Raw genomic sequence first — 21,173 nt, forward strand, 5'->3', positions numbered from 1 at the left:
TCAGTCGGTTCCCAGGTCCTGGGAGTACGGTGCGCCGCCGGTGCCGTCCTGCGGCGCCTGCTGCCCCGGGTCCTCGCCGCCGGCGCCACCGCCGCCGGTGCCGCCGGTGCCCTCTTCCCCGGTTCCCCCGGTGCCGCCGGTGCCCTCCTGGCCCTGCTCGCCACCGGTGCCGCCGGTTCCCCCGGTGCCACCGGTACCGCCGGTGCCCGGGTCGGGGGTCTGCTGCCCACCGCCGGTGCCGGTGCCCGGGTCGGTCCCGGTCCCGGGGGCGACCTGCTGCCCCTGGCCGCCGGTCTCCGGATCGGTGGTCGCGCCGTCCTGCGGCGCCGTCTCCCCGTCCTCACCGGTGCCCGGGACGGACTCGGCGTCCGGGTCCTCCTCCTGCACCTCCTGGCTCTGCGAGGCGCCGCCCAGCAGGGAGGGCCTGGAGGGGCCGTCCTCTCCCTGCACGGTGGCGGAGAGGCTGCGCCCGGTGAACAGCTCGAAGGCCAGGATCGCCAGCATCGCGACGGCGAACACCACCGCCGCCGGGACGATCAGCATCCGGTACCGCTGCCACCAGGTGCGCGGCTCCTCGTCCTGCTCCGGCTCCCCGCCGCCCTCCGGCGGGTCGCCGAAGGCCGGCAGGGCCCGGGTGGCGCCGGCCGGGCCGGCCGGGCCGAACACCGCCGTCGCCTCCGGGCCGGGGCCGGAACCGGCCTCCGCGGCCGGGCCGGCCGGCCCGGCGCGGTGCACCGCGGTGAACCCGGACCCCACGACCTCCTTGGCCTTGTCCCGGCTGCGCTCCAGGAAGTGCTGGGTCACGGCGGTGCCCGCGGTGCTCATCACGCTCATCACCGCGGCGCCGAGGATCGTCCCGTAGACCCCGAGGAACGACGCCGCCGTCGCGGCGGTCAGCGTCGCGACGCCGCCCGCGATCACCTGGGGCGCGCTCAGGTTGATCCTCTTCTTCTCCTCCTGCCCGCCCTGCTCGCCGTCGCCGGCGTCCCCCGTGCCGCGCCGGTGCGCGGCCTTGTGCTCCATGTCCTCTTCCAGACCGGACATCCTCCCCCCTCGCACGCCTCGCGGCGCAGTGGATCCCCCGTACATGTCATCGCGGGGCCGCCATGACCTCCGGCCATAACAACCCCATAACGGCACAACCTACGCGAACTCCGTTTCAGTTCCGGTCGAGGGCGGACATTAAATGAATCACCGTCCGATGTCGCCCGGCGCGTCGGCTTGCCCGCCGCGAAACCGGTGACGCACCGGCCCGGCCTCTGCGGCGGGCGGGCCCCCGCCGGATAGCATCACCGGCAGACATCGAAGCAAGGGGACCGGGAACCCGTTCTCCGCCTCCGGCGCCCGCCTCCCCCTCCGTGCCAAGATGGGCACTCGGGTACGGTCGGCCGGCGGGGCGGCGCGCACCCGCGGCGGCGACACGCCGCGGTTCGGACATGCCGCGCGGGGTACTGGCCGAACACTGCCGAGCGCACGAGACTGAGAACGCGGGGGAAGGCCGAGGGCCCACCCTCGACGGGGAAGCGAAAGGGAGGGCGATGCAGGAGCTTCGCCTCGTGGCCGTCAGCGAGGACGGCACCTACCTGGTGCTGGCCAGCGCCGGTCGCGGCACCCGCTTCACGCTGCCCGTCGACGACCGACTCCGCGCCGCCGTCCGCGGCCAGTTCTCCCGGCTCGGCCAGTACGAGATCGAAGTGGAGAATCCGTTGCGCCCAAAGGAAATCCAGGCCCGGATCCGCTCCGGCGAGACGGCGGAGGCGATCGCCGAGCTCGCCGGAATCCCCATCGAGCGCGTCCGCTGGTTCGAGGGCCCGGTGCTGCAGGAGCGCGAGTACATGGCGCAGCAGGCGCAGCGCGCCTCGGTGCGCTCCCCCGGCGACTCCACCCCCGGCCCGGTCCTGGGCGACCTGGTCACCGACCGGATCGGCGCGCACCAGCTGGAGACCGGCGACGCGGTCTGGGACTCCTGGAAGCGCGAGGACAACACCTGGCAGCTCAAGCTCGCCTTCCTGCTCGGCGGCGAGGAGCGCCTGGCCCACTGGGTCTACGAGCCCCGCCGCCGCACGGTCGCCCCCTCCGACGAGGAGGCCCTCCGCTTCTCCTCCCCCGACGCGGACGGCGCCGCGGAGCCCGCCGCCCCCATGGGCGCCACCGTCACCCCCTTCGTCCCGCGCCGCACCGGCCCCCCGGAGCCGCTCCGCGCCGACGGCCCGCTCCCCCGGACCGCCCCCGCCGAGCCGGCCGCCCCCCGCCAGGACCCGCCCCCCAGGCAGGAGCCGGCCCCCCGGCAGAGCGCCCGCGCCGAACCCGCCGGGCCGGCGGAGCGCTACGAGCGGGCCGAGCCCGCCGAGCGGCGGGAGCGGGCCGAGCGCCCCGCGGCGCGCGGCCGCACCGGCGCGGCCGAGCGGATGCGCGCCGGCCTGCCCGGCTCCGACGACGTGTTCCCCGCGGAGACCGCCCGCCGGCCCGCCCCGCGCCCCGAGCCGGAGCAGCGGCGGGCTGAGCCCGAGCGGGCCCCCGCCGAGGAGCGCCCCGCCGAGCGGCCCCCGGTGGAGCGGCCCGCCCCGAACCGCGGCGCACCCGCCGCCGAGCCTCCGGCGGCCGAGGCCCCGGTCCGCGAGCACCGCGAACCGCTCCGCCCCGAGCGGCCCGCGGTCGGCGGCGCCTCCGCCCCGCGCCACCGCGAAGAGCCCGCCCAGCGCCACCGCGAAGAGCAGGCCGAGACCGGGGAGCACGCCGCCGAGGCCCCGCTGCCCGCCGCTGCCGCCGGCGGCAGCGCCCAGCCGCCCCGGCGCAAGGGGCGGGGCCGCCGGGCCTCCGTCCCCTCCTGGGACGAGATCATGTTCGGCGCCAAGAAGTCCGACTGACCGCCGCCGCGGTAGACCCCGGTCCCCAGCGACCCCCGGAGCCCCTTACTCCGGGGGTTCCTGCTCTTCCGGGGGCTCCCGCCGCTCCGGGGAGGGGCCCTTCCCCCGGGGCGGGGGGCCCGCCGCCTTCTCCGGGGCGGCCAGGAACGGGCGGATCATCTCCGGGGTGACCCCGGCCGCGAACGCCACCGACTCCTCCAGGTCCGCGTCGACCGCGGTGTAGCCGCCGGAGCCCGCCCCGACGGTGGCGGTCAGGTGTGCCAGGCCGGCGGGGCGCTGGAAGGGCGTCTGCCGCCAGGTCCAGCCGATGACCGCCTCCCGGCGGAGGACCGCCTGCGTGCGGCGGAGCGACCCCCAGCGGACGCTGATCCGCTCCGCGTCGCGGCCGTGCCCCAGGGCCCGGTACCGGTCCACCCCGAGCGGGATCCCGGCCAGTGCCAGCAGCGCCGCGGGGACCGCCGCCCAGTACAGCCCGGCCGCCGCCGCGACCGCGGCGGCCAGCGCGAACGGCAGGACCGAGCGGACCAGCCGGCGGCGGAGCGCCGCCCCGGGGTGGCGGACCAGCCCGCCGGTGTAGCCGCCCAGGACCTCGCCGGCGATCCCCTCGACCCGGGCCCGGGGGCCGGCCGGCAGCAGTACCGCGCGGGTGGAGTCGCCGCCCAGGCCGGTCATGATGGCGCGCAGCCGCACCGCCGAGCGCACCCGCTCCAGCGGGCTGTCGATCAGCTCGTGGCCGCGGATCCGGCGCCGCTCCAGCGCGACGCTCTGCCGGGTGAACAGGCCGCGCCGGGTCACCAGGGAGTCGTCCTGGCCGGCCAGCCGGAAGTCCCAGTGGTTCACCGCATAGGCCACCACCGCGAAGACCGGCATCAGCACCAGCAGCAGGAGCAGCACCCCCGCGGCGACCGCGGCCAGCGCCAGCAGGCCGCTCCCCTCTGCCAGCGACCGGTAGTGCAGGAGCGCCCGCTCCCCCGCCGCCACCGCGCCCGGCCGCTCCATCAGGTCGCCGGCGACCTGGGAGGCCAGCCCGACCACCGCGGCCAGCGCCACGAACGGGGTGAGCAGGTAGCCCACGCTCAGCGCGCCGAACCCGTACCAGCGGGCCGGCATCCGGAAGTACTCGGTCTCCCGCGGCTGCTCGGCGGGCGCCGGAGCGGCCTCCCCGCCCTCCTCGGCACCGGTCCCGCCGGCGGAGGGGGCCTCCGCCCCGGCGGGGGCGGTACCGGCGGCGGCGCCGGCCGGGGCGGCGCCGGCGGAGGGGGCGTCGCCGCGCAGCACCGCGCGGCGGTGCAGCAGCAGCCGGCGCAGCCGCTCGGCCTCCTCGGCGCCGACCGCGTCGAGCTTGCCCTCCTCGCTGCCCTCGCCGCCGGCGGCCGCCTCGATGTGCACCACCGCCAGGCCGAACAGCCGGTGCACCAGGTTGGAGGTGACGTGCACGCCGCGGATCCGCTCCAGCGGGATGGTCCGCCGGGACCGCGAGACCAGCCCTTTGCGGATCTCCAGCCGCCTGTCCCCGACCTGGTAGCGGAAGGTCGCCCAGGTGAAGACGCCGGTGACCGCCATGCCCGCCAGCGCGGCGAACAGGCTGGCCAGGGCCCACGGGTTCTGGGTCGCCCCGAAGGCCATCAGGACCAGCGGGACGATGAAGTTCTTCAGGTAGGTGACCGGCGCGACCACCAGCATCATCGGACTGAGCTTCCGCCAGTCCCCGCCGCCGGGGCCCTCCTCGGGGCCGCCGGCCTCCGCCGGCCCGTCCTCGGCGCCCCCTCCACCGGGCGCGGCACCGTCCTCCGCGCCGACCGCGGCGACGGGCGGCGGCGCCTCCCCCGGACCGGGGGCCGTGCCGCGCTCCTCCGCGGGCGCGCCCTCGCGCTCCTCCCGCCCGCTCACGTCGCGTCGTCCCGCAGCTCGCCCGCGCGCACCGCGAGCTCCTCGGAGATGGCGCGCGCCCGCTCCGCGTCCAGGCCCTCGATGGTCGAGGAGCCCGCGTGCGAGGCGGTCTGCACCTGCAGCGTGGCGACCTTGAACATCCGCTCCACCCACCCCTGGGTGTGGTCCACGGTCTGGATCCGGCTCACCGGGACGAGCTGCCACTCCCGGCCGAGCCAGCCGGTGCGGGTGTAGATCACGTCCGCGGTGACCTCCCAGCGGTGCACCCGGTACCGCACCCGCGGCACCGCGACCGTCTCCACCAGGCCGAACAGCGCGTAGCAGACCGGGACCGCCCAGCCGTAGGAGACCGCCCAGTCCGGGATCCACGACCAGCCGGCCGCGGCCGCCCCCCAGGCCAGCCCCGCCAGCAGGGCGGTGACCACCACGTGGGCGACCACCGACTCCACCGTCCACACGGAAATCGCGCGGGGTGAGACGCGGTGCTCTGGGGGGCGCAGTCGGGTGCTCGTCACGCCACGAGTCTAGAGCGGCGGGGTCCGGCCGCGGGCCGCGCGACCCGGGCCGCGCCCCGGTCCGGTCCTGTCAGCCGGCTCTCAGCCCCGCCGTCAGCGGCGCTGTCAGCCCCCTGTCAGACCCCCCGCCGAAACTGGTAGAGGCCATCACGAACGGGGAGGATTCATGACCGACGCGATCCGCGCGGAAGGTCTCGTCAAGAGATTCAAGGAGCAGACCGCTCTGGCCGGGGTGGACCTCGTCGCCCGCCGGGGCGCCGTGCTCGGTGTCCTCGGCCCCAACGGGTCCGGGAAGACCACCACGGTGCGCATCCTGGCGACGCTGCTCCGCCCGGACGGGGGGCGCGCCGAGGTGGACGGCCTGGACGTGGCGCGCAACCCGCACGAGGTGCGCCGCAAGATCGGGCTCACCGGCCAGTACGCCGCGGTCGACCAGGACCTCAGCGGGACCCAGAACCTGATGCTGATCGCCCGGCTGCTCGGGTTCTCCCGGCGCGGGGCCCGGGCCCGCGCCGCCGAGCTGCTCGCCCGGTTCTCGCTCACCGACGCCGCCGACCGGGCCGCCAAGACCTACTCCGGCGGCATGCGCCGCCGGCTCGACCTCGCCGCCAGCCTGGTCGGCCGCCCGTCGCTGCTCTACCTGGACGAGCCCACCACCGGCCTGGACCCGCACAGCCGCAACGAGCTGTGGGACGTGGTCCGCGGCCTGGTGGACGACGGGGTCACCGTGCTGCTCACCACCCAGTACCTGGAGGAGGCCGACCAGCTCGCCGACGACATCGTCGTGCTGGACCACGGCAAGGTGATCAGCCGCGGCACCCCCGACGAGCTCAAGGAGCAGGCCGGCTCGCAGGTGCTCCAGGTCCGCCCCGGCGACCCCGGGCTGCTGGACCGGGTCGGCCGGATCGTCGAGCAGGTCACCGGCTCGGAGGTGCGCACCTCGGAGAGCAGCGCGGGCGCCTCGGTCACCGACCCCGCGGTGCTCCCGGAGGTCGTCCGGCGCCTCGACGAGGCCGGCGTGGCCATCGCCGAGCTGACCCTGCGCAAGCCCAGCCTGGACGAGGTGTTCCTGGCGCTGACCGGGCACACCGCGGAAACCGCAGACGGCGCCGAGGCCGGCGCCCCCACGGAGAGGACCTCGGCATGACCGCCGCGACGACCGCGGAGAACACCGCCGCGGAGGCCGCACCGGTGCTCGCGCCCCGGGTGACCCCGCTGGTCGCAGCCCGGCACGGCGCCCTGCTCACCTGGCGCAGCCTGCTGAAGATCAAGCGCAACCCCGAGGAGATCCTCGGGCTGACGTTCATGCCGCTGATGTTCGTGGCGCTGTTCGTCTTCGTCTTCGGCCAGGCCATGATGGGCGACTGGCAGGCCTACCGGGACTTCATCATCCCCGGCATCACCGCGCAGTCGGTCATCTTCGCCACCATCGGCACCGGCGTCTCCCTCAACAGCGACATCGAGAAGGGCATCTTCGACCGGTTCCGGTCCCTGCCCATCGCCCGCTCCGCGCCGCTGGTCGGCGCCATCCTGGGCGACCTGGTCCGCTACGCGCTGACCGTGGTCGCGGTGCTCGTGGTGGCCCTGCTGATCGGCTACCGGCCCTCGGGCGGCCTGCTCGGCGTGGTCGCCGCCGGCGGCGTGGTGCTGCTGTTCGCGTTCGCGCTGTGCTGGCTGTCGGCCTTCATGGGCCTGCTGCTGCGCACCCCGATGGCGGTGAACATCTTCGGCTCGATCTGGATGTTCCCGCTGACCTTCGGCGCCTCCACCTTCGTCGACCCGGACCGGATGCCGTCCTGGATGGCGGCGTTCGCCGAGGTGAACCCGGTCACGCACGTGACCGACACGATGCGCGGGCTGATGGAGGGCGGCCCGGTGCTCCAGCCGCTGGCCTGGACCCTGGTGTGGGTCGCGGTGCTGATCGGGGTCTTCTTCCCGCTGGCCACCCGGGCCTACCGGAACCGCGCCTGAGCCCGCCGGGGGCCGCCCCGGCCCCCGGCGGAGCGGGCCGCGTGGACGCGACGGCCTGCCCGGATCGGCGAACGCGCTCCCGGGGAACGCCCGCGCGGCCGCCGGCGGGCCGCCTCCCCCCGGGCCGGCCGCTCCCCGCCCCAGGCAGGATCCGGCCGCCCGGCGGAGCGCCCGCAGCGGACGGCGGGAGCAGGCCGATCCGGTGCACGCCGACCCGTCCGGATCGGCGAACGCGCTCCCGGAGAACACCCGCACGGCCGCCGGCGGGCCGCCCCTTCGCACCCGGTTCCGCCGGAGGCGGCTCCGGGGACCGGGCGCCTGCCGGGGGCGGATTCCCGGGCGCCCGCCGCTCCCGCGCCTGCGGCCCCGGCCCGTCAGCGCTCCTCCGCCCCCTCAGAGGGCGCGGCGTCCCAGGCGTCCAGCGCGGCGGAGACCCGGTGGATCGCCTCCTCCGGCGCGGTCTTCGCGGCGTCCTCGCGGATCGCTGCGAGCCCGGCGGCGCCCAGCGCCCCGCGCAGCCGCTCCGCCAGGTCCCGGGCCTCGGCCCCGGCGGTGTCCGGCAGCCCGCGCAGCGCCTCGGCCAGCCCGAGCAGCTCCGCCGCGGCCTCCGGGCGGCCCATCCGCTCCTCGGCGTCCGCGGCCTGCTCGGTGACGAGCGCGGCGACCGACCCGTGCCATGCCCCGCCCATCGCGCGCCACGCCGCGGCGGTCTGCTCCCGCGCCTCCGCGCCGTCCCCGGCCGCCATCCGGGCCAGCTGCACCCGCAGGAACGGCTCCAGCTGCACCCGGACGAACGGGTTGCCGCCGACCGCGTTCTCCAGCGCGGCCTCCGCCGGCCCCCGGGCGGCCTCCGGTCCCTCCGTCCACCGGGCCACCTCGGCCCGGCACACGTTCAGCATCAGCCGCGACTCGCCCTCCAGCCGGGCGCCCTCGACCTCCTCCAGCTCGCGCCGGGCCTCGCCGCCCCGGCCGGCCCGGGCCAGCACCACCGCGCGGCGGGCGCGCAGCGCCACCGTCTGGTGGACCAGCTCCAGCCCCTCGGAGGCCTCGATCGCCTCGTCCATCAGCGCCAGCTCGCGCTCCGGGTCGCTCAGCCCCTCCAGCTCGGCCAGCATGAAGCAGACGTGCGAGCGGATCCACCGCTCCCCGGCGTCGCGCAGCTGGCCCAGCACCCGGACGAACCTGCTCCGCGCCTCCGCGCCGCGGCCCAGGAAGACCTCCCGCACCAGCATCGCGGAGAACGACTCCACCATCAGGGACTGCCACCGGGGCAGCTCGGCGGCGGCCGCGTCCAGGCGGCGCAGCATCCCCTCCCGGTCGTGGCCGAGCATCGCCAGCATCAGCGGGGCCATCAGCAGCGACGTGTTCCCCCGGGCCGCCTCCGGGTGCTCGCGCGCGATCTCCTCGACCCGGAACAGCGCCCGCTCGGCCCGGGCGATCGAGTCCTCGTCGTCCTTCCCGGCCCGGCCCAGGTCGTACTCGGCGGTGCGGAGCAGCAGGCACTCGGCGTAGGCCGCCTCGTGGCCGGGCGGCGGCTCGTCGCCCACCTGCTCGATCAGCGCGGCGGCCTCCCGGGCCAGCACGCTCCACCCCTCGCCCAGCTGGCCGTGCGGGAGCGTGGCGTGCACCAGCGCGAAGGCGGTGTCCAGGTCGCCGTGCTCCACCGCCCAGCGGAGCGTGGCCTGGTGGTCGTCCTGCTCGGCGCGGAGCCGGCGCAGCCACACCAGCTGGTCCGGGCCGAGCAGCCGCTCCCCGGCGCCGTCCCAGAGGCCGATCAGGAACCGGGCGTGCGCCCGGCGCACCCGCTCCAGCTCCCCGCTCTCCACCAGCCGCCGCATGCCGTAGGCGCGCACGGTCTCCAGCATCCGGTAGCGCGGCTGGCCCCGGTCGGCCTCGGCGGCGCCGTCCGCGATCACCAGCGACTTGTCCACCAGCGAGAACAGCACCGACCACACGTCGCGCCCGGCGACGTCGCCGGAGCCGCCGCCCTCGCCGTCGGAGCAGACCGCCTCCACCGCGTCCAGGGCCGCGCCGCCGCCGAACACCGCCAGCCGGCGGAGCAGCGTCCGCTCCGCCCCGTCCAGCAGCTCCCAGCTCCAGTCCACCACCGCCTCCAGCGTCTGGTGCCGGGGCCGCACCGAGCGGGGGCCGCCGGCCAGCAGCCGGAACCGGTCGGAGAGGCGCTCGGCCAGCTGGGGCAGCGGCATCGCGCGCACCCGGACCGCGGCCAGCTCCAGGGCCAGCGGCATCCCGTCCAGCTCCCGGCAGATCCGCACCACCGCCGCGGCGTTGCCGCCGTCCACCTCGAAGCCGGGCGAGAACGCCCGCACCCGGTCGGCGAAGAGCTGCACCGCCGGGTAGCCGCGGGCCTCCTCCGCGGCGGCGCCCTCCGGGGGGAGCTCCAGCGGCGGCACGGCCAGCAGCCGCTCCCCGGTGATGCCGATCGGCTCCCGGCTCGTCGCCATGATCCGCACCCCGGGGCAGGCCGGCAGCATCCGCGCCACCACGTCGGTCACCTCGTCGATGAGGTGCTCGCAGTTGTCCACGATGAGCAGCAGCCGCTTGTCGCCGAAGACCTCCAGGGCCCGCTCGATCGGGTCGGTGTGCTCGGCGATCTGCAGCGGGGAGACCACCCGCTCGCGCATGCCCACCACGTCCAGCAGGGTGACCGGGACGCCGCCCTCGGCGCGCAGCGACGACAGGTCCACGAACCACACCCCGTCGGGCACCAGGTCGGGGCGGTCGGCGGCGAGGCGGCCGCCGACCTCCACCGAGAGCCGGGTCTTGCCCGCGCCGCCCGGGCCGACCAGGGTCAGCAGCCGCTCCTCGGCCAGCAGGCCCAGCGCGGTGCCCACCTCCTCGCGCGCCACGAAGCTGGTGAGCATGGACGGGAGCCGGGTCACCGGGGCCGGCCGCGCCCCCAGGTCGAGCGGTTCCCGGGCCGGCCCGGGCGGCTCCAGCGCCTCCCCGCGCAGCAGCCTCAGGTGCAGGCCGGCCAGCCGCTCCGACGGGTCGATGCCCAGCTCCTCGGCGAGCCGGGAGCGGAGCCGCTGGTAGGCGGCGAGCGCGTCGGCGGTCCGGCCGGACGCGGCCAGGGCCCGGATGAGCAGCTCCGTGGTGTGCTCGCGGAGCGGCTCCCGGGCCGCCAGCGCCTCCAGCTCGGGCAGGACCGCGGAGTGCTCCCCGTCCTCCAGCCTCGCCTCCAGCAGCTCGCCCCGGGCGCCGCGGTGCTGCTCGGCCAGCCGGGCGGCCTCCCCCTCGCCGCCGGCCTCGCCCAGCTCCGGGACCGGGTCGCCGCGCCACAGCCGCAGCGCCGCCTCCAGCAGCCGCACCGCCTCCCGGCGGTCCCCGGCGGCCCGCGCCCGGCGTCCGCGCCGGACCAGCCCGTCGAACTCCCAGAGGTCCACCTGGGAGGGGTCGGCGTCCAGGCGGTAGCCGGCGGCGTCGCCGAGGATCGCCGAAGGCGAGCCCAGCTGCCGGCGCAGCCGGGAGACCAGGGCCTGCAGGGCGTTGGCCGCGTTGGCCGGGGCGTCCTCACCCCAGATGCCGTCGATGAGGCGGTCCGCGCCGACCGTGCGCCCGGGTTCCAGCAGCAGCAGTACCAGGAGGCGCCGCAGCCGGGCACCGCCCACCGGCACCGGGGCGCCCGCGCCGTCCAGCACCGTCAGAGGACCGAGTATGGAGAACCGCACCGTCCCATGATCCACGATCCCCCGGCCCTCCTCGGAACGGTTTCCGCTTCCGGCCGGGTGACCGCCCGGCCCCGGGCGGGCCCAGCGTCCCGCCGGCCGCAGTAAGGTGCGGTGGAGGCCGTCGGGGCCCGGCGCCGCAGCCGGGCGGTCACCCGGCCGCCCCGTCCCTCGGCCGCCCGGCCGCACCGACCCTTCTTCGCAGGAGCCCCATGTTCTCGGCAGCACGTCACCGTTCCCCCGGCTCTCGCCGCGCGGTCCCGTCACGTGCCCGCTTCCGGCGCGGGTCCGCCCTGGTGTGCGGGGCGGCCGCGGTGGCCGCGGCCGCCGGCTGCTCCGGCCTGGGCTCCGGCAACGGGGAGCTCACCGACGACATCAACGTCACCAGCACCCTGCTCCAGGAGGGCAGGATGCTCCCGGAGACCTTCACCTGCCGCGGCGAGGGCGAGGAGGGCGTGTCACCGCCGCTGCAGTGGTCCGGGCAGCCCGACGACGTGGGCTCCTTCGCCATCGTCGCCGACGACCCCGGCTCCGCCGAGGTGTTCTGGGTGGTCTACGGCCTGGACCCGGCCACCGTGGAGATCCGCCAGGGCGGCCTTCCGCAGTCCGCCCAGGCCGGCCTGAACAGCTCGGGCGAGGCCGACTACGCGGCGCCCTGCCCCGAGAAGGACGAGCCCTACGACTACCGGTTCACCGTCTACGCGCTGGACGCGATGCCGGAGCTGGCCGGCGGCGCCTCGCTGGAGGATTCGCTGGAGGCGATCTCGCGGCACACCATCGCGCGCGGATCGCTCACCACGACCCGCGAGTAGCCTGCGACCAGGGCACGTCCCCTCCCCGCCGGAGCCGCACGGGGTTCCGGCGCGTAAAAACCGCCGTCGCCCGCTGCACCTGCGGCACATCTGCGCATAAAGTGGGGCCGTGCCCCCCAGTGATTTTCTGATGACCGAATCTGTTCTCGAACGTGTGCGACACCGCGGACGCCCCCCTCGGCGGCCGTCGGACGCCGGCGCTCCCGCCCTTTCCTCCGGGCGCGTCCGCGCCGTGCCGCACACGGGGGGCCACCTTCCCGAGCTCGTCACCCCCGCCGGTGGCACCTCCGTCCTCGACAAGGCCGCGGCCCCAAGGGTGGTGCAAGCAGCATGACCGTTCTGATCGTCACGATCGTCGCGATCATCGTCGTCCTCCTCGTCCTCGTCCTCATCCTGCTCGGCATGCGCGCGCTCAACGCCGGCGGCCGCGGCGAGGCCTACGACGACGGTTACGACGCGCGGGACGACCGATACGACGACGAAGACGACGACCCGGTCGAACCCGCGAAACCGCGTTCGCCCGGACGCTCCCGGTCCCGGCGCTCCCGGGCGGCCGACCGCTGGGAGGAGGACGACCTGTCCGGCAACTCCTTCTGGTCCAGCCTCGGCGACGAGGACGGCGACCCGGAGGAGGAGGCCCCCGCCCGCCGGTCGGCGGGGCGCCGCGCCCCGGCCGAGGAGTCCACCCGCGCGATGCAGGCGCTCCCCGACGAGGAGCCCGAGCCGGCCCCGGAGCCGCGCCGCTCCCGCGGCCGCCGCGCCCGGCGGGCCGAGGAGCCGGCCGAGCCCGCCGCGCAGGGTTCCGCGGAGCCCGCCGTGGAGGGCCTGGCCAAACTGGCCAGCCTCGGCAGCGGCGACGCCGCGGCCCTGCCCGCCGCCCCGGAGCCCGAGCCGGCCCCGCAGCCCGCGGCCGACCCGCTCGCCGCCCCCCGCTCGGGCCGGGCCGCGCCCGCCCTCTGGTCCGCCGAGCCCTCCCCCGCGCCGCTGCCCGCCGCGCGCGACGACGACCCGCTCGGCGGCCCCTCCCCCCTCTCCTCCTCCGCGCCCTCCCCCTCCCTCGGCGCGCCCTCCGCCCCGCAGAGCACGGGCGGATTCCCCTCCTCCTACGACGCGGGCTCCCCCTACGACACCGGGTCCTACAGCCGCCCCTCGGCCTACGACACCGGACCGCACAGCCGCCCGGCCTCCCCCTCCCCGTACGACACCGGGTCCTACAGCCGGCCCTCGGCCTACGACACCGGATCGCACAGCCGCCCGGCCGCGCCGTCCCCCTACGACACCGGGTCCTACAGCCGGCCCTCGGCCTACGAGACCGGACCGCACAGCCGGGCCGCCTCCTACGACGCCTATGACACGGGGGCGTACTCCCGCCCGGCCGCGCCGTCCCCCTACGACGCGGGCTCCCCCTACGACACCGGCTCCTACAGCCGCCCCTCGGCCTACGACACCGGGTCCTACAGCCGACCCACCGCGGACGCCTACCGGCCGGAGCCCGCGGCCGACCCGCTCAGCGACCCGGCGTTCGACCGGCGGCCCCGGCACTCCGCGGCACCGGCCCCCGAGCCCCCGGCCTGGTCCGGTGAGACCGGCGGGTTCGACCGCGCCTCGTTCGGCGACCCGGCGGCGCCCTACGGCGGCTCCGCCGAGCCCTCCTGGGGCGGGGGCACCGGCGGGCTGCCGTCCATGGCCCCCCGCACCGGGTTCGAGCAGGCCCCGCCGCCCCCCGCGCCGTCCTACGGCGGACCGGCCGGGACCGGCGGCTACGACCCCGGCTCCTTCGACACCGGCTCGTTCACCTCCGGCGGGTACGGCGGCGGGGCCCCGGCCGCCGGCGCCTACGACGGCCGAGCGCTCGGCACGGGACCGCTCGGCTCCGGCGGGTACGACCAGGGCCTGTACGGCTCCCGGCCCGCGGCGGACCCGCTCGGCCCCGCCCCCGCCGCCGGGTACGGCGACGTGTTCGGCGGCCAGGCCGGCCCCTCCGCCCCCTCCCCCGGCGGATGGAGCCCGTACGGCGCCGACCCCGACGCCCCCTACCCGCCGGACGGCTACGGCCGGCGCTGAGCCGCGCCGCGGAACCGGGCGGCCGACCCGGCCACCCGGTTCCGCGGCGCCGGGGCGCGGCCCCGGAGAACATCCCGAGCGGCCGGGAGGCGGACCGGAGAGCGGTCCCGCCTCCCGGCCGCTTCCGCATCCCGGGAACCCCCCTCTGGTTCGCACCGGTTCATCCGCACTTCCGCGGCGGCTCCGAAAAAGTTCCGGCCCGGCACGTGAAGAACGGTTATCAAGGTCACTTAAGGTCCCGCCCGCCCCGCACCGCCTCGACTGACTACAGTGAGTCATCGACAGCGTCCGGTGCGTGTCCGGCCGCCCGCGCCGCCTCGCTGCCGGCCGGGCGACCCCCTGCCCTCATCCACCGGAAGGCCGCTGTCCCCAGAGCGCCAGCCCGTCCGACCCATGAGGGGGACACATGCACCACGACGCCCAGGGAACACCCGCCGGCCCTCCGCAGGGGCGGAAGAGCACCGCCGCTCCGCGCACCCCGCTGCCGTTACTCCGCAACCCCGTCGGCGATCTCGGCGCCTCGCTGGTGGTCTTCCTCGTCGCGGTCCCGCTCTCGCTCGGCATCGCCGTCGCCTCCGGGGCCCCGCTGGTGGCCGGCCTGATCGCCGCGGTCGTCGCGGGCGTCGTGACCGGCCTGGCGGGCGGCTCCCAGGTCCAGGTGAGCGGCCCGACCGCCAGCCTGACGGTGATCGTCGCCGGCCTGATCCTCGCCCACGGCTGGCAGGTCACCTGCCTGATCACCGTGCTCGCCGGGCTGCTGCAGATACTGTTCGGCGCCTCCCGGATCGCGCGGGCCGCGCTGGCCGTCTCCCCCGCCGTCGTCCACGGCATGCTCGCCGGGCTCGGCATCACCATCGCCCTGGCCCAGCTGCACGTGGTGCTCGGCGGCGCCCCGCAGAGCTCCGCCGTGGCCAACGCGCTGGAACTCCCCGGCCAGGTCCTCGACAACCACACCCCGGCCGTCGCCGTCGGCCTGCTCACCATCGCGCTCATGGGGCTGTGGCCGCGCCTGCCGGGCCTGCGCCGGCTGCGCGCGGTCCCGGCGGCGCTGGTGGCCGTCGGCGCCGCCACCGCCGCCGCGGCCCTGGCCGACCTGCCCGTCGAACGGGTGGACCTGCCCGACTCCCTGGCCCAGGTGTGGAGCGGCCCGATGCTGCCCGACCGCTCCGACGTGCACGCGGTGGCGATCGGCGCGGTCACCGTCGCCCTGGTCGCCAGCGTGGAGTCGCTGCTGTCCGGCCTGGCCGCGGACCGGCTGCACAACGGCCCCCGCATCCGGCTCGACCGGGAGCTCATCGGCCAGGGCGCGGCCAACACCGTCAGCGGCGCCCTCGGCGGCCTCCCGGTCGCCGGCGTCATCGTGCGCAGCACCACCAACGCCCGGGCCGGCGCGCGCACCCCGCTCTCCACCGTCCTGCACGGCGTGTGGGTGCTGCTCTTCTCCGCGCTCTTCGCCGGCGTGGTGGAGATGATCCCGATGGCGGCGCTGGCGGGGCTGCTCGTCTTCGTCAGCCTGCAGATGGTCAACCTGGCCCACCTGAACGACCTGCGCCGCCACCACGAGGCCAGCGTCTACCTGGCGACCATGGGCGCGGTGCTCCTGCTCGGCCTGCTCGAAGGCGTCATCATCGGCTTCGCCCTGGCCCTGGTCGTCGCGCTGCGCCGGCTCACCCGGCTCACCGTGTCCACCGAGGAGTCCAGGGGCCGCTGGCACGTGGTGGTGCAGGGCTCGCTCACCTTCCTCGGGGTCCCCCGGGTCAACCAGGTACTGCGCACCGTGCCCGCCGGCGCCCGCGTCGACCTCGACCTCAACGTCGACTTCATGGACCACGCCTCGTTCGAGGCGATCCACGCCTGGCGGGTGGACCACGAGCGCACCGGCGGCCGGGTCGACATCGACGAGGTGCACGAGAACTGGTACGAGCGGAACTCCCGGCAGTCGCCGCCGGTCGGCAAGACCGCGCCACGCGGCCCGGCCCGCTGGTGGGCGCCCTGGGGCATGCGCCACGGGTTCGACCGCTCCGTCCCCGCCACCGGCCTGCTGCTGGCCGGCGCCCGGGAGTACCACTCCAGCACCGCAGGCCGGATGCGGTCCCTGATGAGCGGCCTGGCCCACCGGCAGCACCCCTCGGCGCTCTTCATCACCTGCGCCGACTCCCGGGTGGTGCCGAACCTGATCACCTCCAGCGGACCGGGCGACCTGTTCACCGTGCGCAACATCGGCAACCTGGTGCCCGCGCACGACGACACCGGCCTGGACTCCTCGGTGGGGGCCGCGATCGAGTACGCCGTGGAGGTACTGGACGTCCCCTCCATCGTGGTGTGCGGGCACTCCCACTGCGGCGCGATGAAGGCGCTGCTCGACGGGGCGCACACCGACCCGGGCGGGGCCCGCGCCGGCCGGCTGCAGCGCTGGCTCGGCTTCGCCCGCGGGTCCCTGCACCGGCCCCGCGCCGAGCGGGCCGCGGCCGCCGGCGACCCGGAGGCGCTGCGGATCCTCGCCCAGGAGAACGTGATCCGCCAGCTGGAGAACCTGATGACCCACCCGGTGGTGCGGGAGCGCGCCGAGGCCGGGCGGCTGGAGCTCAGCGGCATGTTCTACGACCTGGACACCGCCCAGGTGCTGGTGCTGGACCGGCGGACCGGCTCCTTCGAACCGGTCGCCTCCGGCGCGGCGCCCGGCCCCCGCAGCGCGGACGACGACCGCCCGGCGGACGAGCCCGCCCCCTCCTGACCCGGCGCGGCCGGCCCGGCGCTACTCCTCGTCGGGCCGGTCGTCCCGGCCGTCCTTCTGCACCTCGGACGCCTGGTATCGGGCGAAGCCGATGATCACCGCGATCGCCGCGATGGGCAGCCCGAACATCAGCACCCAGACCAGGGTCATGTCCATACGCAAAGACACCCGACTTCCCGCTCGCCGGCATACGGGGACGCCGTACCGGCCTCCCAATGTAGCGCCCGGCGGCCCCCTCCGTGCCCGCAACCCCGCAGCCGCAGGCGCTCCGGAGGCGGCCCCGCCATCGGGCCTCCGCGGGCGGGGCCGCCCCGCTCCCCACCGGGAGGGTGCGGCCCCGCGGACCGCCCGGCCGGTCACCCGTCCGCCGGCGGCGGGCCCCACCCGTCCTCGGGCTCCCCCTCCTCCACCCGGGTCACCCGGTTGTCCGCGACGACCAGGTGCCACCGGTCCTCAAGGTCCTCCCCCTCCGCTTCGATCACGCCGGACACCGAGTGGTCGAAGGTGAAGCCGGCGAACTCGGCGGGCGGGACGGGGCCGGGGTCGGCCTGGGCGTGCGCGCCGGGCCTGAGGAAGTGGTCGATGAGGTAGCGCATCCACTCCTCGGCACCGTAGAATTTCTCGCTCTCGTCCCAGCCGATGGCGGCCCCGTCCCCGCTGGGCACCCACTTGCACCACAGCTCGGGCTGCCCCTCCGGCGGCCTGTCGAAGTCGCGGACGTCCGCGGCGTGCTCCGTCGCGTAGGAGGAGGCGCCCCGCGTCGCGTATCCGGAGGCGTCCCTCGTCGCGCTCCCGGAGGCGTCCTCCACGTAGTACGGACCGTTCCCCCGGTCGACCCTGCGGGTCCGGGAGAACTTGGTGAGGTAGGCGACCTCGTGCTCGTTGAGCGGCGGCGTGACGGTGACCTGCCCGATGAACGCGGTGGTGTAGCCCATCGCCGACTCCTTCCATCCGATAGGGCGGATCCTCAGAGGACGACGGGCAGAGTAGTCCCCGAGAGCGACGGAAACGGACCCCGGGCGATCATCGAGGGCCCCGGAGAACCGACCCGCGAGCGCTTTGCGGCGCTCCAGCGGGTCGGGCGGGAGACGGAGGGGGAGTCGGCCGGTAAGCCGGATTCTGTCGGCCCCTCGGAAGGGGCCGGGCGGCCATCCATCTGGGGCCGCCGTTGCCGGCGACCTCGGTGCGGTCAACCCGCGGACCTCGGGCGGGCCGCCCTCGATCGTCCGCGCGGAGGGCCGGAGCCCTCCTTCTCGACCTTGCTCCGGGTGGGGTTTACCGAGCCGGCCGAATCACTCCGGCCGCTGGTGGTCTCTTACACCACCGTTTCACCCTTACCACCGCGAACGGTGGCGGTCTGCTCTCTGTGGCACTGTCCCGCGGGTCGCCCCGGGTCGGTGTTACCGACCACCCTGCCCTGTGGAGTCCGGACTTTCCTCGACGCCCTCAGGCGCCGCGACCGCCTGGCCGACTCCCCGGTACGCATCGTATCGCGGAACGGACCCGGGGCGCGCCGAGCCCGTGCCCGGCGGGCGGCACGGGTCCCACAGAGCGCACCGGCCGCCCCGCGGAGACGCCTGGCCGGGCGGGGCGGCGCGCGGTGCCTGTCCCGCCCGGTCCGCGCGCTACCCGGCGCCCCCGGCGGACCGCGCCGCCGACCGGTCCGGGAACACCCCGCCCCTCGGAGAACGGCCATCACGGAGCGGCGGGGGCGTCCGGCGGAGCCGCGCGGGTCGGCCGGGAGCGGCGCGGATCGTGCGAGGGGCGGACCGGGCCGAGCGCCCCTCCGGCGGCCGCCGCCCCGCCTCCTCCGCCGGGGTCAGGCCGGGGCCTCTCCGGCCAGGTGGGAGGTGTCGTTGAAGGAGCGCAGCACCATCGGGCCGTCGGCGTAGCAGTCGACCTCGCTCAGCGCCGCCACGTCCAGGTGCATCCGGTACAGCGACTCCACCGGCGCGCCCAGCGCCTGCACCACGATCGCCTTGATCGGGGTCACGTGGCTCACCACCAGCACCGTGCGGCCGCGGTGCCGCTCCACCAGGGCGTCGCGCGCCTTGGCCGCCCGGCGGGCCGCCTCGGCCAGGCTCTCCCCGCCCGGCGGCGCCGCCTCCGGGTCGGCCAGCCAGGCGGCCAGCTCGTCCGGGCGGTCCCGGTTCACCTCGGCGAAGGTCATGCCCTCCCAGGCGCCGAAGTCCGTCTCCCGCAGCCCCGGCTCCGGCTCCACCTCCAGGCCCAGTGCCGCGGCGACGATCCCCGCGGTGTCCATGGTGCGGCGGAGCGGCGAGGCGACCACCGCCCCGATGCCGGCGCCCGCCAGCCGGCCGGCCGCGGCCCGCGCCTGGGCGCGGCCCGCGTCGGTCAGCTCGATGTCGCCCACCCCGGCGAAGCGGCGCTCCACCGACAGCGGCGTCTGCCCGTGCCGGAGCAGCAGCAGCCGGGTGGGCTCGGTGTCCGCGGGGGCCGACCACCCGGTGCCGGGCGCCGGGCGCGCCGCCTCCGCGGCGCCGACCGGAGCCCCCTCGGCGGGCGGAGCCTCGGCGGCGGGCTCGCCCAGGGCCTCCCCGGCCGCGGCGAGCCGCACCGGGCGCCCCTGCGCCGCGGCGTCCATCGCCTCGTTGGCGAGCGCGTCGGCGTGCGCGTTCCGCGCCCGCGGGATCCAGGTGTAGGACACCCCGCCGAGACCGGAGGCGACCTCGCCGGCCCGCTGCGCCAGCGGCTTCATCGCGGGGTGCTTCACCTTCCAGCGCCCCGACATCTGCTCCACGACCAGCTTGGAGTCCATCCGGACCTCGACCGCCGCGTCCGGGTCGATCCGCGCGGCCGCCTCCAGCCCGGCGATCAGCCCCCGGTACTCGGCCACGTTGTTGGTGGCCGTCCCGATCGCCTCGGCGACCTCGGCCAGCACCTCCCCGCCGGCCGCGTCGCGCACCACCGCGCCGAACCCGGCAGGCCCCGGGTTCCCCCGCGACCCGCCGTCGGCCTCCACCGCCAGCCTGCGCCCCATCCCGGGCTCCCCCGTCCTCACAGCCCCGATTCGGTGGTCCGCACCAGGATCCGCCGGCAGTCCTCGCAGCGCAGCACCTCGTCCGCGGGGGCCTGGCGGATCCGGCCCAGCTCGGCCGTGCTCAGCGCCAGCTTGCACCCCTCGCACCGGCCGTAGTGCAGCGCGGCCGCCCCGATCCCGTACTGGTCCCGGAGCTTGGTGTAGAGCGCCAGCAGGTCCTCGGGGACCTCCTTGGCCAGGCGCTCCCGGCGGTCCCGCTCGGTGGCGCGGTCGTTCTCGATCTCCAGCGCCGCGCCGGAGCGGCGCTCCTCGGCCGACTCCCGGTCGGCCTCGGCCCGCTCCAGCTCGGCGGTGACCGACGCCGCCTCCGACTCCGCGGCCTCGCGGCGCTCCATCACCTCCAGCACGACCTCCTCCAGTTCCGCCTGGCGGCGCTGGAGCGAGGCGATCTCCGACTGCAGCCCCTCCAGCTCCTTGGGCGAGGAGACGTGGCCGGCGTCCAGCCGGGCCCGGTCCCGGTCGGCCCGGGAGCGCACCTGGTCGACGTCGGACTCGGCCTTGCGCTGCTCCCGGCCGAGGTCGGACAGGGCGGTCCGGGCGGCCACCGCCCGGTCCTTCAGCCCGGCGATGCGGGCGTCCAGCTCCCGCACCTCCTCGGCCTCCGGGAGGTTGCGGGCCCTGTGCTCGGCACGGGCGATCGCGGTGTCGGCCTGCTGCACGTCGAGCAGGCGCAGCTGGTGTTCGGGTGCGGCTTTCACGTGTTCTCTAGTCTCCTCGGAACGCCTGCGACCAGGCGTCGGTGACGGTGGTGGATACGCGGGTCTCAACGGTAGCCCCCCGGGAGCCCAGGGCGCCCGCGAGCCGTTCCGCCCCGTCGGCGAGCCAGGGCCACTCCCCGGCCCAGTGCGCGACGTCCAGCAGCGCGGGCCCGCCGTCCTGGGTGAACTCCGAGGCCGGGTGGTGGCGCAGGTCCGAGGTGAGGTAGGCGTCGACGCCCGCGGCGCGCGCCGCGCCCAGCAGCGAATCGCCCGCCCCGCCGGACACCGCGACCGTGCGCACCGTGCGCTTCGGGTCGCCCGCGACGCGCACCCCGCCCGCCGTGCCGGGCAGCCCGGCCGCCGCCTGCGCGGCGAAGTCCTCCAGCGGCATCGGCTCCGGCAGCCGCCCGACGCGGCCGATCCCGCGCCGCCCCGCCGGGTCCGAGGGGTCGGGGTCGAGCGGCGCCAGCGGCCCGGCCAGCCCGACCGCGGCGGCGAGCGCGTCGGAGACCCCGGGGTCGGCGGTGTCGGCGTTGGTGTGCGCGGTGTAGAGGGCCACGCCCTCCCGGATGAGCCGGTGCACCAGCCGCCCCTTCGGGGTGGTGGCCGCCACGCTGGTCACCCCGCGCAGCAGCAGCGGGTGGTGCGTGACGATGAGCTGCGCCCCCCACTCGACCGCCTCGTCGACGACCTCGGCCACCGGGTCGACGGCGAACAGGATCCGCCGCACGGCCTGGCCCGGGTCCCCGGCGACCAGGCCGACCGCGTCCCAGGAGGCCGCCCAGGCCGGCGGGTACAGCTCCTCGAAGGCGTCGGTCACGTCCTGCAGGGTCGGAGGCGCGCTCGTTGTGCTCACGGACCGCAGGTTATAG

15 protein-coding genes and 1 other RNA gene are annotated in these 21,173 nt (G+C 76.8%); 6 read left to right on the forward strand and 10 right to left on the reverse strand.

The features are described 5' to 3' along the window. Positions 1-1,044 (reverse strand): hypothetical protein, encoded by a 1,044-nt coding sequence (locus J0910_RS21580; RefSeq protein ID WP_420160363.1) that lies wholly within the window; start codon positions 1,042-1,044, stop codon positions 1-3. Positions 1,045-1,538: 494 nt separating this feature from the next. Here J0910_RS21580 and sepH point away from each other — a divergent pair, with 494 nt between their 5' ends. After that, positions 1,539-2,867 carry a septation protein SepH gene (gene sepH / locus J0910_RS21585; protein WP_420160364.1) on the forward strand — a complete coding sequence of 443 codons (1,329 nt, stop codon included), beginning with the start codon at positions 1,539-1,541 and terminating at the stop codon, positions 2,865-2,867. A gap of 45 nt (positions 2,868-2,912) precedes the next feature. Here sepH and J0910_RS21590 read toward each other — a convergent pair whose 3' ends face one another. Both J0910_RS21590 and J0910_RS21595 read right to left on the reverse strand, forming a co-directional pair. After that, complete coding sequence (locus tag J0910_RS21590; protein ID WP_420160365.1) at positions 2,913-4,757, reverse strand: PH domain-containing protein; 1,845 nt, start codon at positions 4,755-4,757, stop codon at positions 2,913-2,915. After that, positions 4,754-5,272, reverse strand: a complete 519-nt coding sequence (locus J0910_RS21595) for a PH domain-containing protein (RefSeq protein ID WP_420160366.1) — start codon at positions 5,270-5,272, stop codon at positions 4,754-4,756. The genes J0910_RS21590 and J0910_RS21595 overlap by 4 nt, the downstream gene beginning before the upstream one ends. A gap of 166 nt (positions 5,273-5,438) precedes the next feature. Here J0910_RS21595 and J0910_RS21600 point away from each other — a divergent pair, with 166 nt between their 5' ends. After that, positions 5,439-6,419 (forward strand): ATP-binding cassette domain-containing protein, encoded by a 981-nt coding sequence (locus J0910_RS21600; RefSeq protein ID WP_420160367.1) that lies wholly within the window; start codon positions 5,439-5,441, stop codon positions 6,417-6,419. Continuing rightward, a complete protein-coding gene (locus J0910_RS21605; RefSeq protein WP_420160368.1) occupies positions 6,416-7,243 on the forward strand; it encodes an ABC transporter permease in 828 nt (275 codons plus the stop codon). Before J0910_RS21600 ends, J0910_RS21605 begins: the two co-directional genes overlap by 4 nt. Before the next feature lie 374 nt (positions 7,244-7,617). Here J0910_RS21605 and J0910_RS21610 read toward each other — a convergent pair whose 3' ends face one another. Continuing rightward, positions 7,618-10,935: an ATP-binding protein gene (locus J0910_RS21610; RefSeq protein ID WP_420160369.1), complete on the reverse strand. Its 3,318-nt coding sequence runs from the start codon at positions 10,933-10,935 to the stop codon at positions 7,618-7,620. 311 nt (positions 10,936-11,246) lie between these two features. Between J0910_RS21610 and J0910_RS21615 the strand changes: the two genes are divergently transcribed. The 3 genes from J0910_RS21615 to J0910_RS21625 all read left to right on the forward strand — a co-directional run bounded on the left by J0910_RS21615 (position 11,247) and on the right by J0910_RS21625 (position 16,542). Beyond that, the gene (locus tag J0910_RS21615; RefSeq protein ID WP_420160370.1) at positions 11,247-11,744 is read left to right on the forward strand and encodes a YbhB/YbcL family Raf kinase inhibitor-like protein; all 498 of its coding nucleotides are present in this window, start codon (positions 11,247-11,249) and stop codon (positions 11,742-11,744) included. 330 nt (positions 11,745-12,074) lie between these two features. Continuing rightward, the gene (locus tag J0910_RS21620; RefSeq protein ID WP_420160371.1) at positions 12,075-13,808 is read left to right on the forward strand and encodes a hypothetical protein; all 1,734 of its coding nucleotides are present in this window, start codon (positions 12,075-12,077) and stop codon (positions 13,806-13,808) included. 406 nt (positions 13,809-14,214) lie between these two features. Continuing rightward, the gene (locus J0910_RS21625; RefSeq protein ID WP_420160372.1) at positions 14,215-16,542 is read left to right on the forward strand and encodes a SulP family inorganic anion transporter; all 2,328 of its coding nucleotides are present in this window, start codon (positions 14,215-14,217) and stop codon (positions 16,540-16,542) included. A 21-nt stretch (positions 16,543-16,563) separates the two neighbouring features. Here the strand turns inward: J0910_RS21625 and J0910_RS21630 are convergent, their stop codons facing one another. The 6 genes from J0910_RS21630 to J0910_RS21655 all read right to left on the reverse strand — a co-directional run bounded on the left by J0910_RS21630 (position 16,564) and on the right by J0910_RS21655 (position 21,157). Next, entirely contained in the window at positions 16,564-16,710 is a 147-nt protein-coding gene (locus tag J0910_RS21630; protein WP_420160373.1) for a hypothetical protein, read from the reverse strand. A gap of 188 nt (positions 16,711-16,898) precedes the next feature. Continuing rightward, entirely contained in the window at positions 16,899-17,477 is a 579-nt protein-coding gene (locus J0910_RS21635; RefSeq protein WP_420160374.1) for a hypothetical protein, read from the reverse strand. Between the two features lie 157 nt (positions 17,478-17,634). Next, positions 17,635-18,017, reverse strand: an RNA gene (gene rnpB / locus J0910_RS21640) — RNase P RNA component class A. Positions 18,018-18,361: 344 nt separating this feature from the next. Next, positions 18,362-19,543, reverse strand: a complete 1,182-nt coding sequence (locus J0910_RS21645; protein WP_420160375.1) for a bifunctional RNase H/acid phosphatase — start codon at positions 19,541-19,543, stop codon at positions 18,362-18,364. A 17-nt stretch (positions 19,544-19,560) separates the two neighbouring features. After that, a complete protein-coding gene (locus tag J0910_RS21650) occupies positions 19,561-20,301 on the reverse strand; it encodes a zinc ribbon domain-containing protein (RefSeq protein WP_420160376.1) in 741 nt (246 codons plus the stop codon). Between the two features lie 7 nt (positions 20,302-20,308). Next, positions 20,309-21,157, reverse strand: coding sequence for a Nif3-like dinuclear metal center hexameric protein (locus J0910_RS21655; protein WP_420160377.1), 849 nt, complete (start codon positions 21,155-21,157; stop codon positions 20,309-20,311). Between the last annotated feature and the right edge of the window lie 16 nt (positions 21,158-21,173).

The sequence above is a fragment of the Nocardiopsis oceanisediminis genome (genome assembly GCF_048595525.1).
GTDB lineage: Bacteria > Actinomycetota > Actinomycetes > Streptosporangiales > Streptosporangiaceae > Nocardiopsis_A > Nocardiopsis_A oceanisediminis.

Excerpts from the sequence above, each read along its gene's own strand:
- J0910_RS21635 (WP_420160374.1), bottom strand. The coding sequence starts at position 17,477 with ATGGGCTACACCACCGCGTTCATCGGGCAGGTCACCGTCACGCCGCCG.
- J0910_RS21625 (WP_420160372.1), top strand. The coding sequence starts at position 14,215 with ATGCACCACGACGCCCAGGGAACACCCGCCGGCCCTCCGCAGGGGCGG.
- J0910_RS21645 (WP_420160375.1), bottom strand. The coding sequence starts at position 19,543 with ATGGGGCGCAGGCTGGCGGTGGAGGCCGACGGCGGGTCGCGGGGGAAC.
- J0910_RS21580 (WP_420160363.1), bottom strand. The coding sequence starts at position 1,044 with ATGTCCGGTCTGGAAGAGGACATGGAGCACAAGGCCGCGCACCGGCGC.
- J0910_RS21620 (WP_420160371.1), top strand. The coding sequence starts at position 12,075 with ATGACCGTTCTGATCGTCACGATCGTCGCGATCATCGTCGTCCTCCTC.
- J0910_RS21605 (WP_420160368.1), top strand. The coding sequence starts at position 6,416 with ATGACCGCCGCGACGACCGCGGAGAACACCGCCGCGGAGGCCGCACCG.
- J0910_RS21600 (WP_420160367.1), top strand. The coding sequence starts at position 5,439 with ATGACCGACGCGATCCGCGCGGAAGGTCTCGTCAAGAGATTCAAGGAG.
- sepH (WP_420160364.1), top strand. The coding sequence starts at position 1,539 with ATGCAGGAGCTTCGCCTCGTGGCCGTCAGCGAGGACGGCACCTACCTG.